General features: G+C 42.7%; 15 protein-coding genes. 10 read left to right on the top strand and 5 right to left on the bottom strand.

What is annotated here, in order from left to right; translation table 11 throughout:
* Positions 1-64 precede the first annotated feature (64 nt).
* Both FFM64_RS12355 and greA read right to left on the bottom strand, forming a co-directional pair.
* Positions 65-220, bottom strand: coding sequence for a hypothetical protein (locus FFM64_RS12355; RefSeq protein ID WP_171000390.1), 156 nt, complete (start codon positions 218-220; stop codon positions 65-67).
* A gap of 292 nt (positions 221-512) precedes the next feature.
* Positions 513-983: a transcription elongation factor GreA gene (greA, locus tag FFM64_RS10600; RefSeq protein WP_137607997.1), complete on the bottom strand. Its 471-nt coding sequence runs from the start codon at positions 981-983 to the stop codon at positions 513-515.
* Positions 984-1,530: 547 nt separating this feature from the next.
* Between greA and FFM64_RS10595 the strand changes: the two genes are divergently transcribed.
* The 3 genes from FFM64_RS10595 (at position 1,531) to FFM64_RS10585 (ending at position 5,186) form a co-directional block, all read left to right on the top strand.
* Complete coding sequence (locus FFM64_RS10595) at positions 1,531-2,244, top strand: glucosamine-6-phosphate deaminase (RefSeq protein ID WP_137607996.1); 714 nt, start codon at positions 1,531-1,533, stop codon at positions 2,242-2,244.
* Between the two features lie 279 nt (positions 2,245-2,523).
* Positions 2,524-3,951, top strand: a complete 1,428-nt coding sequence (locus tag FFM64_RS10590; RefSeq protein ID WP_137607995.1) for a carboxylesterase family protein — start codon at positions 2,524-2,526, stop codon at positions 3,949-3,951.
* A 68-nt stretch (positions 3,952-4,019) separates the two neighbouring features.
* A complete protein-coding gene (locus tag FFM64_RS10585) occupies positions 4,020-5,186 on the top strand; it encodes an MFS transporter (RefSeq protein WP_137607994.1) in 1,167 nt (388 codons plus the stop codon).
* A 96-nt stretch (positions 5,187-5,282) separates the two neighbouring features.
* Here the strand turns inward: FFM64_RS10585 and FFM64_RS10580 are convergent, their stop codons facing one another.
* Positions 5,283-6,020, bottom strand: a complete 738-nt coding sequence (locus FFM64_RS10580; RefSeq protein ID WP_137608077.1) for a sulfite exporter TauE/SafE family protein — start codon at positions 6,018-6,020, stop codon at positions 5,283-5,285.
* Positions 6,021-6,136: 116 nt separating this feature from the next.
* Between FFM64_RS10580 and FFM64_RS10575 the strand changes: the two genes are divergently transcribed.
* Positions 6,137-6,697 carry a TetR/AcrR family transcriptional regulator gene (locus FFM64_RS10575; protein WP_137607993.1) on the top strand — a complete coding sequence of 187 codons (561 nt, stop codon included), beginning with the start codon at positions 6,137-6,139 and terminating at the stop codon, positions 6,695-6,697.
* An 88-nt stretch (positions 6,698-6,785) separates the two neighbouring features.
* Here the strand turns inward: FFM64_RS10575 and FFM64_RS10570 are convergent, their stop codons facing one another.
* A complete protein-coding gene (locus tag FFM64_RS10570) occupies positions 6,786-8,204 on the bottom strand; it encodes a C69 family dipeptidase (protein ID WP_137608076.1) in 1,419 nt (472 codons plus the stop codon).
* Between the two features lie 306 nt (positions 8,205-8,510).
* On the opposite strand from FFM64_RS10570, the gene FFM64_RS10565 reads away from it, so the two are divergent.
* Genes FFM64_RS10565 through FFM64_RS10550 form a run of 4 tightly spaced genes read left to right on the top strand, consistent with a single transcriptional unit; the run spans position 8,511 to position 14,066 of the window.
* Entirely contained in the window at positions 8,511-10,346 is a 1,836-nt protein-coding gene (locus FFM64_RS10565; protein WP_137607992.1) for a PTS mannitol transporter subunit IIBC, read from the top strand.
* A 24-nt stretch (positions 10,347-10,370) separates the two neighbouring features.
* Complete coding sequence (locus FFM64_RS10560; protein WP_137607991.1) at positions 10,371-12,446, top strand: BglG family transcription antiterminator; 2,076 nt, start codon at positions 10,371-10,373, stop codon at positions 12,444-12,446.
* A gap of 14 nt (positions 12,447-12,460) precedes the next feature.
* On the top strand, positions 12,461-12,910 hold the full coding sequence (locus FFM64_RS10555) for a PTS mannitol transporter subunit IIA (protein WP_137607990.1): 450 nt from the start codon (positions 12,461-12,463) through the stop codon (positions 12,908-12,910).
* Position 12,911: 1 nt separating this feature from the next.
* Positions 12,912-14,066, top strand: coding sequence for a mannitol-1-phosphate 5-dehydrogenase (locus tag FFM64_RS10550; protein ID WP_137607989.1), 1,155 nt, complete (start codon positions 12,912-12,914; stop codon positions 14,064-14,066).
* Between the two features lie 87 nt (positions 14,067-14,153).
* Here FFM64_RS10550 and FFM64_RS10545 read toward each other — a convergent pair whose 3' ends face one another.
* On the bottom strand, positions 14,154-14,663 hold the full coding sequence (locus tag FFM64_RS10545; protein WP_137607988.1) for a MerR family transcriptional regulator: 510 nt from the start codon (positions 14,661-14,663) through the stop codon (positions 14,154-14,156).
* A gap of 180 nt (positions 14,664-14,843) precedes the next feature.
* Between FFM64_RS10545 and trxA the strand changes: the two genes are divergently transcribed.
* Both trxA and FFM64_RS10535 read left to right on the top strand, forming a co-directional pair.
* Positions 14,844-15,176, top strand: a complete 333-nt coding sequence (gene trxA / locus FFM64_RS10540; RefSeq protein ID WP_137607987.1) for a thioredoxin — start codon at positions 14,844-14,846, stop codon at positions 15,174-15,176.
* Between the two features lie 243 nt (positions 15,177-15,419).
* Positions 15,420-15,635, top strand: a complete 216-nt coding sequence (locus tag FFM64_RS10535; protein ID WP_137607986.1) for a hypothetical protein — start codon at positions 15,420-15,422, stop codon at positions 15,633-15,635.
* Positions 15,636-15,686 lie beyond the last annotated feature (51 nt).

The following is a 15,686-nucleotide window of genomic DNA, read 5'->3' as shown; positions in this document are numbered from 1 at the left end:
TAATGACCATTCTGTAGTCAACTGTTGGCTCACTTCGATTCCTTGTAATGACTAAACAAGTGATTTAAAGAAAGTCGATTTGGTGGAGGTTTGCTGGCATTTTACCATATTGGTGTTCTGCCGACTTCATGTGCATTGTGTGTGCGCCATTCACAAAATGTGCACCCGTTGCTGCAATCAAACCCATACCTAAAATAGTAATAATACTCAATACCATCATTATTCACCCTTTTCTGTTTACTTTACGATTCTATTGTAGCGTTTACATTGCTCGTGTCATTTGAGAACCATTAAAGAAAGATTAGGGTTTTCTTTTTTTTTGTATTTTACGTTAAAAACGTTAGATTCTTAAGTTTAAAGCGGTACCAACTGAAGATTTCGTGCTTTTAGGCTTTATAATATAAAGTCCTTTTTGACGATATTTTTCGTCAAAAAGGACTAAGTAATACAGTGCTGAAAAAATTGCAACATACTTTTAAGTATTTTGCTGATCTAACGGCTAAATTAACTTTTTAGCTGCGATGAATTTCGATGATTTTAACTTGGTAATTTCCATTTGGTGCAGTGACTGTAACAACATCGTTGACGGTGTGATGATCAAGTGCGGCTCCGATTGGCGAAGTGAAGGAAATCTTATTTTGTTCTAGATTTGCTTCTTGTTTACCAACTAGTTGATAGGTGACTTGATCGTGATCGTCCATGAATTCGAGTGTCACGGTTTTGCCGATGTCGAGCTGGTCATTATCAGCTGGTTCAACGACTTTAGCGTATTGTAATTGTTTATTCAGGAAACGGACCCGACTTTCCAGGCGGCCTAAGTCCCGTTTGGCATTAGTATATTCGGCGTTTTCGGACCGATCCCCCAATGCAGCCGCAGCGGCTAATACTTTGATTCGGTGTGGTCGCTGCGCAATTAAATCGGCAATTTCTTGCTCAATGGCATGATAGCCCGCTGGGGTCATTTTATTAAAAGTTGGTTCCATGTGATAAAACCTCGCATTTGTTGGATTTTACTGGGAATAGTTTAACGCACTTTGTTGAAAATTTGAATTTTTGTTTTAGAAAAAAATTTTGTGATGATTGTGTATGCTTGTGTGTAATTTTTAGTGGTTGGTTCTTGGACAAAACGTGGCGGGGTGTTGGGTTTATCTTGATAGTCGTAACGTGCAATTCAGGGCAGCAACCTGTGCTTGCTACGCTAATCAACAACTCGGAGAAATCACCGAGTCATTGGTTAGCTAGGTAATGCTCGGTGGCTGTACGCCCTGAGTTGCACTCATAAAAAATAGCCAACGACTTTGCAGCCTTGGCTAGTCGTAGAGTTTTTCACGCTCTACGGAGTTACGAACTCCTTAAGTATAGGCAAATTGATAGGATAATACAATTAATATGTTATTTTGTGAGCCGATAGTTGGCTGTAAGTGGTAACGGTTACACATAAAAATTAACTATTTCGAACAAACCTCTTGAATTTTAGTCTAGACCAATATACAATTGGACTATACCAAATAAAGAGGGAGTCAGTTAATTATGAAAGTTATCGTAGTAAAGGATCAAGCTGCCGGCGGTGTAGAAGGATACAAAGTATTTAAGAATGCCTTAGACAATGGGGCTAAAGTATTTGGGTTGGCAACTGGTTCGACACCCGTTACAACTTATCAAGAAATCGTAAAGAGTGACTTAGATTTCAGTAACTGCACATCCGTTAACTTGGATGAATATGTTGGTATTGCACCAGATAACGACCAAAGTTACAAGTACTTCATGCAATCACATTTATTTGACCAAAAACCATTTAAAGAATCATTCTTGCCAAACGGTTTAGCTGCTAACCCAGCTGAAGAAGTTAAGCGTTATGACAAAGTGATCGACGAACATCCAATCGACTTACAAATCTTAGGTATTGGCCGTAATGGTCACATTGGCTTTAACGAACCAGGGACTGCCCGCGACGTGACAACTCATGTTGTTGACTTAACGGAATCAACTATCGAAGCTAACGCACGTTTCTTTGCTAGCGAAAATGATGTTCCTAAGCAAGCCTTCTCAATGGGCTTAGCTTCAATCATGAAGAGCAAGCATTTGATTCTCGAAGCTTTTGGCGACAACAAGGCTGACGCAGTTAAGGGTATGATCGAAGGGCCTGACACAGTTGATTGCCCAGCTTCAATTTTGCAAAATCATCCTGATGTTACGGTTATCATTGATGAAGCCGCAGCCAGCAAGTTAAGCAAAAAATACTAGAATTTAAACTTAAGCAAATTAATGACTCTAAAAAGCCAATTTGAAATCCGACGATTTCAAATTGGCTTTTTTTCGTTTCCTGAGGGTATTTCCATGCTAGCTACGAATTTATGTGGTACTTATAGGATATGAAACGGAATTAATTAATATATTTTGCTGAAATAACCGCGTTTAATTTTTTTCATTGAAATTCAGTTGACTGTAACGTTAGGACATAGTTTAAACTGGAGGGATACTGAAACAAAGCGATATAAAAAAGTGTAGAAGAAGGAATTTGAAATGTCACATCTTAATAAGAAGTTTAATAATGTGCAAGAATGGCTCGGAGTCCCTTATGGTACTGCTGATCGGTTTCAAAAAGCTCAAATTGTTCCGTTTGACCCTAACCACGACTATAGTCAAAGTGGACCAGCATCAATGCAATTCACGGATCCTGCTTTTTTAAGTTCCGACAAAGGTGAAAGTGAAGATTGCTTAAATCTTAATATTTGGGCGCCAGATAATGTTCAAGAAAAACTGCCTGTGGTTGTGTATATCCATGGGGGTGGTTGGACTTATGGGGCTAATTCTCAAGATACTTCTGATCTATCTGGGTTGGTTGCTAGCGGTAAGGTAGTCGGTGTTTCCATTAATTATCGTCTAGGAGCGCTGGGGTGGCTTGAACTATCTCAATATGGCGGGAAATTTAAGGATGCCAGTAATTTAGGACTGCAAGATATGGTCCTAGCTTTAAAGTGGATTCACCAATATATTGGGTCATTTGGTGGCGACGCCAATCAAGTGACACTTACGGGTCATAGTGCCGGTTCATTTTCACTTTTAACACTTTTAGCGGTACCAGAAGCTGATGGATTATATCGCAAACTAGCAGCGTTCTCTGGCTATGCTGCCCGTTATATTCCAGCATGGTGGGCTGAAGAATTAGCGGATAAAGTTTTAAAAACACTAGAACTAACGTCACCAGAGCAGTTGTTAACGGTTGATGCTAAATCACTAACGGCTGCGGTTAATCAAGTTTTACCAACTGACGTTTTGAAACGTGGCAATCTAAATACCATTTCAATTGGCATTGTCGAAGATGAATTTTTACCAAATGGCGTTTTGAAGGCCAATCCTGCTGATGTGATTAAAAGTGGGGAACATAAAGATGTTGATTTAATCATCACTTCAACAACGGCCGAAGCAAGCTGGTATGCAGCTAATGTTCCAGATAATGTTGATCCCAAAACCATTGAAGCTGTGGTTGATGAAATGGTTTATGATTGCCATATTCCACGCAAACAAGCCGAGGCAATTGCATTACATTGTGGTGCTGGCAAAGCGTCACCGCTTGATGTTAGAACCCGCTTCTTTACAGATTATAATTTTACCTTACCAGCGATTCGGGAAGCCCACGATCATGCTCAAGCAGGTGGCCACGTTTATCAACTAAGTGTCGGTCCAGTCGAAGGTTCTCCCGCTTATCATGGGACTGATATGTACGGTATTGTCGGCCAAGTTGCACCTGATGCGAGTCAAGAACAACTCGAACGTGATGGGTTTATTAGTCGAACATTACTCGATTTTGCGACTGATCAACATGAAAAGTTATGGTCACCAGTGAAACCAGATCAAATAATCATCAAAGATATTGGTCAGAGACCTTATAACGGAGTTGAACATGCCAAAACTGTGCTACAGTTATTCAAAGGCATTGCTCGGCCATAGTAAATATAAGAAAGGTGGTTATAGCCGCCTTTTTTATTTGGTTTAAACAAATTTTAAAGGAGCAGAATTTGACAAAGAAATTTTCATTTTTTTCAAAAGATATTGTTTGCGTGATGTTAGCAACCTTTTTTTACCAGTTTAGTATTCAAGCGGTCAACCCTCTAATGAACGGCTATGCTCGTAATTTAGGGATTAGTAGCACTTTTGCCGGTATTATTGTGGGCATTATGAGTCTGACGTCAATGGTATTAAGACCTTTTGCCGGCAATTTAACTGATCGAATTTCTAAATATCGATTAGCACTAATCGGTGGTAGCTTATGCGCGATTAGTGATTTTGGTTACCTTTTTTCCTTAGGTGCACCCTGGTTATTATTTTTCAGAATCATCAATGGGTTAGGCTTCGTCCTATGTACCGTTTGTTTAGCGACTTGGATGGCTTATTTAGTGCCACGACAACATCTTGGCGCCGCGATGGGATATTATGGCTTATTAAACGCGCTGGCAATGGCGATTGCGCCAGCGCTAGCAATTAGTATCTATCAACTTTTAGGCTATAAATTCATTATCGGCTTGGCAGCCTTGAGCGCTGTAGCAATGGTAGTTGTCATACAATTGATCGATAATCGTGCCAAACCGTCAGTCGACTTAAAAGACCAACATTTTAAGATTATTCAACGCGATGCCTTGCCGGTAGCCATGATTTTTTCACTATTGTCTATTCCTTATTTTGTGACTCAAGCTGATATCGTCATGTATGTTCAAGAACGTCATTTAACTATTACTGTCAGTCTATTCTTCCTATGTTACTCACTTGTTTTAATCGTTATTCGGATGCTGTTAAAAAATTATTTTGATACAATTTCATTTGGCATTTGGTTTGCTATCTGCATAATGGCAACGATTGGTTATATCATCCTATTAACGATCATGCAAAATAACTTCGAGATGATCTTGGCAGCCGGGTTAATGGCGGTTGGTTTTGGGGTGATGGTTTCTGTTTCTCAATCAACAGAGCTCTTGTTAGCTCCCATGAAAGAACAGGGACTCGCTAATGCGACTTATTATTTGGGAAGCGATATTGGGATGTCGATTGGACCGATCATTGGTGGTATTCTATCGACTATTTTGCCACTAAAGTTCTTTTACCCAGTGATGTTACTCGTCGTTCCTTTAACAGCAATTATCTATTTATTTAATCGTCGTAAACTCAACGCCGCAGTGCAATACAATTAAAGTGGCATTGTGATGAAATTGCTTGGCAGTGCTTAAAGTAAACACAAAAAATAGGTCACTGTCATCGTTAAACTCACGATGACGGTGGCCTATTTGCTAAATAAACATTTTGACACCAAAGTAAATAATCAGTAGACCAAGAAATGGCGTTAATACCCGATTGACTTTGTCTAAGTCCAATCGACGGATGACTAGCGGCGTGATGACTGCGCCAATAATGGCACCAATCATCAATAGCCAACCCGCTTGCCAAGCAAAGGTACTGGTGAATAGGTGACTGACCAGACTAATTGCCGACATAGTTGTCAGCACGTAGGTGGCAGTACCAGCTGCTTCGACTGCGGTTAATCCTAAAATAGTCAGCCCGGCCGCCGTTGTGGCCCCACCACTTAGGCCACCGATACCGACCATTAGGCCACTGAGTAGGCCAAAGCCGCGGGCAATCCAGATTTGCTGAGTCGTTTCACGAGATTTCTTTTGACGCCGGATGGCTTTAAGCAACACCATGCCACCCATCACGATAAAGATTGTGCCAACGATCCAGTTATACAATTTTTGTGGAATAAATTGGGCACTGATTGTTCCCACCAAGATGCCAGGAATAGCAGCGAGTATCATTTGATTACCAACGTGAAAATTAACATTCTTAATCCGAGTTTGCGTTAAAAAGCCGAAAAACAACGCGGGTAGTGCAACTAGTAGCGAAGTCGGAACAGCCACTGCGGTTGCTAAACCAATCTGACTAGTGAGGACACCGAGATAAAGGGCAGCACCGCCCCCGCCGATTAGGCTGACAAAAATACCGATAATTAAACCATAGCTGAAAATGAGCATATCCTTGACCTTCTTCACAGAGTAAAAGCATGTTAACTATAAACGGAGCATGCTCCACTTGTCAAGAAGGCATGGTTAGCGTAAGCTGATAGCAAAGCTGGAAGCGGGTGTAAGAAATGCGTAAAGATGCAGAACAAAATCGTGCCAAAATCTTGGCTGCGGCCGGGCAGTTGTTTGAACAACGATCAGTTCAGGTGGTTAGCATGAAGGACATTGCCAGTGCGGCCCAGATTGGTACCGGCACCCTGTATCGCAACTACCCTAATAAGAGCGAGTTGTGCCTAGCTCTAGCAGTAGACTTTATTCAGCAGTTCATCACGACAAGTCAACAGTATTTAGCTCAAACGACGGCAACGCCAGTGGAACAATTTCAGCAGATCTTAGCGCAGTATTTGACTTTTCGGGAACGACGCCTGCAGTTGCTAACGGCATTTGAAAATGGGCCAACGGTCATGGCGACTTATTATCAAAGTGCCTTGTATCAGCAATTAGTCGACCTATTCAAACAAGTTTTGACACCGGTTAATGAGAAAATTGATGAAACAGAACTTACTTTTCGGGCGGATATGCTGATTGCCATGTTAAAAAGTGATAGTTATGCCCATCAGCGACAACAGCAGGGATTGTCGTCGCAACAAATTGCGCAGTTGATTAGTCATTTAATGATTCGTGGTTGAGTCAAGCTAGTCAGACAAAAAGCGTGTGTTTACTCGAGATTAATGAGTAAGCACACGCTTTTATTGATGAAATGGTATCATAATTTAATTATAGATTTTGGCCTTTTTCCCAACTTGTTTTTGATAGTAACAAGCCGTGTTTAACGAGTTCGTCAAATAATGCATAGGTCCGCTTGGAAATTTCACCGGCAGTTTCAGCGTTGGCTTTCGTTAAATAGTCGGTCACATCACCAGTCACATTGACATCAGTTGCCGCGACACGACCGCGAGCATAAGATTGACAGCCGTTGCGATAAGCGTTGACGGCTTCGGCAAATTCATGCCAATGTGGTTCGATCAACGTTGATAACGTTTTGTTGAGCCAGTAAACATTATGCACATCGACGGTTGCCGTCGTATTGCGGTAATCAAGTGGGGTGTCGTTGATGTTGGTAAAGAATGGCACTGATGGCGCATAGGCAAAGAAACCCATCGCAACCCATTGGATGGCAGCTTGTTCAGCAGGCACATCGTTACGTATCTGCAAAATCGATTGACATTGGTTACGATCCATGGCGATCGACCGGTATTTCTTTTGGTCATTGGCAGTGCCGGAAGCATAGGTGTCAAATGGATCATAGGGTGTGCCATTATAATGGGAAGCTAAGAAGAATTGCACGTCTTCGATGGCTAATAACTTGCTAGGCTTGCGGCACATCGGCATCGTTTGATCGGTCGGCTGTTGGTCTCCAATTTCGGGATTGAACAATTTCTGACCGTACCAAGTCCGCGGCGTGTTGTAATAAGCATCGTCTTCGCCGTGCGTGCCAAAGATTTCACGGAAATTAAATTGGCCTGGTGTGGGATTTAAATGATACTTTTCGACAAATTCTGCTAGGTCAGTTGCACCAAGATAGTTGTCAGCGTCGCTCAAATCTAGGTCTTCGACAACAGTCTGGTTAGGTACAATTGCATAAGTGTCGTCAGGTAAGCGCATAGCGCCCCAATGATGACCACCAGCAGTTTCTAGAATCCAGATGTCGTTATGGTCGTTAAAGGCGATACTGTTACTTTCACCAGTCCCATATTTTTCAATCAAAGCACCAAGTCGTTGGACGCCTTCTTTGGCAGTCTTAATATAGGGAAGAACGAGTGTTAGCATTGCTTCTTCATTAACGCCGTCATCGACTAATGGATCGTAGCCAAGAACACGTGCATTTGTCGCGGTGGTTTCGGTTGCGCTCATGCCGACGTTTAACTCATTAATGCCGGCTTCCTCATATTGGCCATCGCTCTGGTCAGCCTGTGGTGTCGCCGTGTAGCGGTAAGCGTGATCTGGTAATGGGACAGTCACGCCAGTGGTTACAGATTTAAATTCAGCTTTGGTTTGATCCTTGGCTGGATGAACCACGAATTTAATTGGATTAATTGGGCCGTAACCATCTTCGTTACGAGCCACGATCGTCGAGCCATCAATGGTAGCAGCTTTGCCGACGAGAATTTCGGTACAATCAGAACTTTTTTTCAACATTAGTTCTGCCCCCTTTGTACTTCCAGTATAAGAGTCCACTGAGGGAATACAATGTCGAATCACCACAATCGGTCTAAACCGCTTGTGAAATTACCGACAGATTCAGTATAAAATTAGTTATTGAGATGTTTTAAATCTTAATATAACAATATTTATGCGCGTTGTGCCAAAAGATTGATTTGTGAATCGGTGAGTTTAATTTTGGCACAACTTCCTGTGCCACGGGTCTGCCTAGAACTTCTTGAAACCGTTTTCTTTAGCCGATATGATAGAGACGTTAAGAAAACGGAAGGAGCTTTGATCATGAGTGAAGCAAATGTAAATAAAAATACGACGTCACCCGCACCAAAGAAGAAAGTGGGACTGAAAGCCCGCGTTCAAAAATTTGGTAGCGCTTTAAGTAATATGGTGATGCCAAATATCGGCGCCTTCATCGCTTGGGGGTTAATTACCGCGATCTTTATGGCCGGTGGTTGGTTCCCAAATGCTGATTTAGCCAAAATGATTCAACCAATGGTGCACTACTTACTACCATTATTAATCGCGTTTACCGGTGGGAATATGATTGCCGGTCATCGTGGTGGGGTTGTTGGGGCCATTGCCACGATGGGTGTCATCGTGGGGTCATCCATTCCAATGTTTATCGGTGCCATGATTATGGGACCTTTAGGCGGCTGGGCAATCAAGAAATGGGATGACGCCATTTCTGATAAAGTCCACAGTGGTTTTGAAATGTTAGTTAATAACTTCTCCGCTGGGATTATGGGGATGTTATTAGCAATTATTGGTTACTTTGGAATCGGCCCATTAGTTGCCGGTGCCAGTGCTGCTATGGCTGTAGGTGTTAACTGGATTATCAAAGTTAACTTATTACCATTAGCCAATGTCTTCATTGAACCAGCTAAGATTTTGTTCTTGAACAATGCGATTAACCAAGGTATTTTGACGCCACTTGGGATTCAAGCGGCGGCTAGTGCCGGCAAGTCAATTCTGTTCTTGCTTGAACCAGATCCAGGTCCAGGTCTTGGGTTACTATTAGCCTTTGCCTTGTTTGGTAAAGGAACTGCCAAGGCTTCTGCACCAAGTGCGATGATTATCCATTTCTTCGGTGGGATTCATGAAATTTACTTCCCATACGTTTTAATGAAACCAGCTTTGTTCTTAGCTGTTATCGCCGGTGGTGTTACTGGGACAGCAACGTTTAGTTTGTTAGATGTCGGTTTGAAATCAACCCCATCACCTGGTTCAATCATCATGTTATTTGTTATGTCACCACGTAGCGTTTCTAACTACTTGGGCTTGCTCTTAGGGGTTACCTTAGCGACCTTGGTTTCATTCTTGGTTGCCGCGGTTATCTTGAAGCGTGACAAGACCATGGTTGACGACTCATTAGCCGCTGCCCAAGGTCAAATGAGTAATATGAAGAATGGCGGTGCCACCGTTGAAACGAGTGACGCTGAACCAGCTGATGTGATTGCTTCTTATAAAGATGTTGACCATATTATCTTCGCTTGTGACGCTGGGATGGGATCATCCGCAATGGGTGCTTCCTTACTTCGTGACAAGGTCAAGAAGGCTGGCATCGATATGTCTGTTACCAATACCGCGATTAGCAACTTGAAAGATGAACCAGGGTTGTTGGTCATTACGCAAAATGAACTCGCTGACCGAGCAGAACAAAAAGCACCACATGCCTTACGTTTAGCAGTTGATAACTTCTTGAGCAGTCCAAAATATGATCAAGTTGTTGTGAACTTGAAGGCTCGTGACCAAGTTAGTTCTGAACCGGCACCAGCTTCTGCCGCACCACAAGCACCAGCAGCCGATGCCACTGATTTGCCAGCCGGCTTGAATTTATCAGTTGTTAACCAAATTGTCTTTGTTCATCACGATGGTCATTTAGGAACTGCCACAATGGCAACTTCTCTGATGAAAGATCGGATCAAGAAAGCCAATAAGCAAGTCACCGTTAAGAATGTTGGTATCGATGAACTTCAAGACGAAAATAGCTTGTTAGTTGTTTCTAGTCCAGAAGCTGCCAAGAATCTCCGTACTCGTTATACCCAGGTCCAAGTGCTAGTCACCGACGACCTTCTGAACTCACCTAAATATGATAAGATGGTATTAGCGCTAAAATAAACCGTTATCATACGAGGTGGCCCCATGGTTAAGTTCACACAACGTCAAGACGACCTATTACAACTATTACTGGCAACGCCAGCTGGCTTGAGCATGAGTCAGATTGAAACCGCCATCAATAGCAGTCGTCGGACGATTTACCGCGAATTTAGTAACTTGGAATTAGTCTTAGCTAATGCCAAATTACAGATTGTCAATCAAGATCATCGTTTTCAATTAAGCGGAACAGCCACCGATTTGGTTGACTTTCAAGCTCAATTGTCAGACAGTCATGGCATTGCGCCGGCGTTTGATTCGCAAACGCGACAGAATGCCCTGGCTTGTCGGATCTTGATGGCGAATCGATCCATGAAGCTCAAAGAATTGGCATTGGATTTCGATGTCAGTATTGCCACCATCTCTAACGACTTGACTACCTTAGCGGCGCCGTTTGCCGATTACGATTTATCGATTGAACGGCTCAAGTCGCGGGGAATTCAAGTTGCCGGCACCGAAAGCAATGTTCGCAGTCTCTTCGCTACTATTTTGAATAACGCAATCAATGATTACGAATTCTTCAAAACGATTGGTAAGCTACAGCGGGGACTCGCGATTGCGGCGACGGATGAACAATCCTACTTCTTACAACAGTTAGATCCGACGGTGTTATTACATTGTTATCTGGCTGTGCGCAGTTTAAAAAAGAAGTATTTTTCATCGGTACCGGATGGGCAACTACAACAGTTGATCATTACGTTAACTACCGCAGTCATGCGCATCCAGCATGGTCAGCAAGTGACATACTTGCGCGGGATTAACCGCGATGATTTCTTGAAGTATCAACGCTTGGCCTTAGCCATCTTGACACAGTTGCCTGATACGATTAAAAGTCAGATTACTGGTGCCGAAATTGATTTTCTTGCCCAACAAATTAAAGGATTGACGTTTCGAATTGAGCAAGAGTCAGCGTTATCTAATTATGATTTACAACTCACATACCGCGTGAAAAAGTTGATTGACGCGGTTGCGACGAACTTTGATTGGTCATTTGGAACGGATGATCAGTTGTTGAATAATTTAACGGCCCACATGCAAGTTGCGCTACAACGTAATGGCATGCCAGGACCAGTGCCACCAAGTCCAGAGTTACAAGCGGTCCGCTCACAATATCCAAAGTTATATGCGGCCGTAGTACGAGGCTTTGCGGCAACGTTCCCCGATCAGAACTTTCAAATTGATGAGTTAACGTATCTGTTGATTCATTTTGCCAGTACCTATGAGCAACAGTTGAGTCATCAAACGTTGAAAGTTTTGGTCCTTTGTCCCAACGGGATGACGACCGCTCGTATTTTAAAAATGCGACTAGCACGGTTGTTACCAGAAATTACCACGATTGAAGTTGCTCGAATTGGTAGTCTTGGGCAGATTGACTTACAACAATTTGACATGATTCTTTCGACGACTCAGTTGCCAGGTTTCAAATTGAACTATCGGGTGGTTAGCCCGTTGTTACTTGAAAATGAAGTCAGTTCGTTACGTGAGTACATTCATCAGTATTTTCCAAGTACGCAAATGAATGACCCACAACCGGCCCCCCAGCCGGTTACGACACTGGATTTCGACACGGTGTATCAACGGATGACGATTGCCAAGCAGATTTTAAATCGTTTCACGATTTCTGCAATCAATAATGAACATGAAACGATGGCGGAAACGCTAGTCAAAATCACGCGGCATATTGATCCAAACTTGATTCGCGATCCCCTAGAAGTTGCGGGTAAGTTATTACACCGGATTGGCCTAGCCCCGGTTGGAATTCCGAATACCAACTTGGCGTTAGTCCATACCTTGAGTCAACAGGTGACCGCACCGTATTGCGCAATCTTTGAACTGGCAGTGCCAATCGAGTTTAAAAGTATGGATGCTAAGACGATCCGTTTACAACGAATTGTTTTGATGCTTGGTCCTGCAGACATTAGCGATTATGAAAATCGACTAATGGGTAAGTTGAGTGCGTTAGTCATCGAGAGTCAAGAAAATACTGAGACTTTCATGGCCGGCAGTCACCAACAGCTTTATCAGTTAATTAGCAGTGCGTTTTTGAACGAACTAACGAAATAGCGTAGGTGAATAAAATGGAAGCTTTAGATAAGAAAATGATTGCGTTAAACCAACAAGTGGCAACGCAGGCAGAAGGCATCCGCTTAGCCGGTCAGTTATTGGTCGACGGCGGTTGTGTTGAACCGGAATACATTGATGCGATGCAAGCACGGAACAAAGATGTTTCTGTTTATATGGGTAATTTCATTGCCATCCCCCATGGTACTGAAGATGGCATGAAGTATATTAAGAAGACTGGTATCTCAGTCGTCCAAGTACCAATGGGTGTGAGCTGGGGTGACCCAGAAAATGATGATGACGATAAGACCGTTACCGTGATTTTCGGGATTGCCGGCTTGAATGGTGAGCACTTGAACCTTTTGTCTCAGATTGCAATATACTGCAGTGACGTGGCAAACGTTGCTAAGTTGGCGGACGCTCAATCTGAAGATGAAATTATTAATCTATTAAAGGAAGTTGATTAGCATGTTAGACGTACATTTTGGTGCAGGTAATATTGGTCGGGGTTTCATTGGCGAAACTTTGGCTGACAATGGCTTTAAGATTACTTTCGTTGATGTTAACGAAACGTTGATCGATGAATTGAACAAACGCAATGGTTATACCATTGAATTGGCTGCAGAAGGTCAAAAGCATATCGAAGTTCATGATGTCAAAGGGATTAACAATGGTAAGGATCCAAAAGCAGTCGCAGCAGAAATTGCTAACGCTGATATGGTGACAACCGCTATTGGTCCTAAGATCTTAAAGTTCATTGCACCCTTAATTGCTGACGGGATTAAGTTACGCCAAGCTAACAACAATACTACGCCGATTGACGTGATTGCTTGTGAAAATATGATTGGCGGGAGTCAATCATTGAAGAAGTCTGTTTATGAAGCTTTGAATGACGATGAAAAAACTTGGGCTGACCAATATATTGGTTTCCCTAACGCCGCAGTTGACCGCATCGTGCCTTTACAAAAGCATGACGATCCATTGTTCGTTTCCGTAGAACCATTTAAAGAATGGGTTATCGACAAGTCACAAATGAAAAATCCTAAGATTGAACTCAAGGGTGTCGACTATGCGGAAGACTTGGAACCTTATATCGAACGGAAGTTATTCTCCGTTAACACTGGGCATGCGACCGTTGCCTACACTGGTAATATGAAGGGTTACAAGACTATCGGTGAAGCGGTCAAAGATGACAGCGTCGTTGAACAAGCTAAGCATGTCTTGGCTGAAACGGGTGACTTACTCATTCAAAAGTGGGGCTTTGATCCCGAAGTTCACCACGCTTACCAAAAGAAGATTTTGAGCCGGTTTGAAAACCCTTATATCTCAGATGATATTGAACGGGTTGGCCGGACCCCAATTCGGAAGTTGGGATTTGACGAACGTTTCATTCGCCCAATTCGCGAATTGAAGGAACGTGGTCGTGACTACAGTGCCTTGGTTGACACTGCTGGTATGATGTTCTTCTTCAACTATCCAAACGATAGCGAAAGCGTTAAGTTACAACAAATGCTTAAGGATGAACCAATTGACCAAGTGATTCGTGAAACCACTGGGTTGAAAGATGAAGATTTGATCAAAGAAATTAAAGCCGCTTACGAAAAGCACTTAGCTGAAAAGTAAGGCTGGTTAACAAAAGGACTGATTAGCGATTTGCGCTAATCAGTCCTTTTGTGTCTATCTGCTGGTTTTGTCGATCCCAAATGGTTCTTAGTAGCGCCAGAATTGCCACCATGGATGCTGTGGCTTAGGAGCCGCCTGTTGGTCTAGTTTGATTAGAACTTGATTTAGACGCTGGCTCAGGGAGTCTAGACGCCGAATTATAATCTGTTGTTGCTTGTAAAGTTCTTCGTTAGACGGTTCAGTTGATTGCGGCACTTTGACCGTTGTCTGTGGTTTTGATGAAGCCGCCGGTTTACTTGGCATGGTATGTTCAACGAGGACTTTAGGCTGTGGCTGATCAAAACTTTGTTGTAGCGCCTCAGCCAAGGTTGTGCCTTGTTCAGTTAAGACAATTGCAGCTTTAAAAGCCGCTAAATCTGCGGCAGTATAGAGTCGGTGACTGGTCCCGTTCGTTCTAAATAAATCCTCATTGTTGAGCTGCTTTTCAATCATCGTGCTATATTTTCGCAATGTCACGGCCTTGATACCAAGTTGTTCCGCGGCCACGGAAGCGACTAGTTTAGTGTGTTGTTCTGGTTGCATGGTTGTGGTTGGCAATTTAAATTCCTCCTTGCAAATATCGTTTCTATAACGTTATTATAGCGAACTTTTGTCTGCTTGCGTAGGGAATTGATTGCTACAGGTCATTATCCGTCGTTGATGAAAACTTTAAGTATGCGGTGGTTGGGAAAAACGTGCTATCATAAAACCTAAATAGCGTTGAAATGAGGAATTACAATGATTGAACCAGTCAATGGGGCTGAATTTGATAAGGTGGCTGAAGGCACCGACTTAACTGTCGTTGATTTTTGGGCGGATTGGTGTGGCCCTTGTAAGATGCAGACGCCTGCGTTGGAAGCTTTAGACGAAGAATACGACGGTAAGATTAAATTTGCGTCACTGGACGTAGATGCTAATAAAGCCATTGCCGAGCATTTCGAAATTATGAGTATTCCGGCGTTAGTCGTTTTCAAACATGGCAAACCGGCTGAAAAAGTAGTTGGGTTCCACCCCCAAAGTGCGTTAAAAAAATATTTAGATCAAAAATTAGTCGAAGTGACGGCTGATTAAGTGGAAGAGACTGCCAGGCTGGCGGTCTCTTTTATTATTAATTCCGTAATAAGATAGATAAATGCGAGTTACTGTCAAATTAAATTCCAGTGAAATGGTGAAACATTATGGCTTGATTGAATGGCCTTTAACCTGGAGCTGTTATTAATAATTAAACCCGTTCCCAATGACTAAATATAAATCAAAATTCGATGGTATCCTTAATTAACTTGTGGACGATTGGGTTTGAATAGAGGGGGACACATGAAGCGATTGATGTTAGCGGTTGGTGTTGGGATTGTCGGCTTGAGTGCGATTTTAATGTATCAGCAGCGGCAAGCTTCTATTGTGCTAGTTGAACAGGCACAAGTTGCGCATGACGTGCCAGGCACAAAAAACGGTGAACAGGCTCGTTTGACTGAGGGATTACCGGTGGTGGCGCCATTACCAGAGAATAAACTTGTCCAACTAGCTGGATAGTAATCATTAAAAATCGCTCCTAGTCAAGGGTTGCTTACATTGACTAGGAGC

It is taken from the genome of Lactiplantibacillus daoliensis, assembly GCF_005405005.1.
In the GTDB taxonomy this organism is placed as follows: Bacteria; Bacillota; Bacilli; order Lactobacillales; family Lactobacillaceae; genus Lactiplantibacillus; species Lactiplantibacillus daoliensis.
The sequence above is the reverse complement of the archived record's forward strand: the minus strand, read 5'-3'. Positions and strand labels throughout refer to the sequence as shown.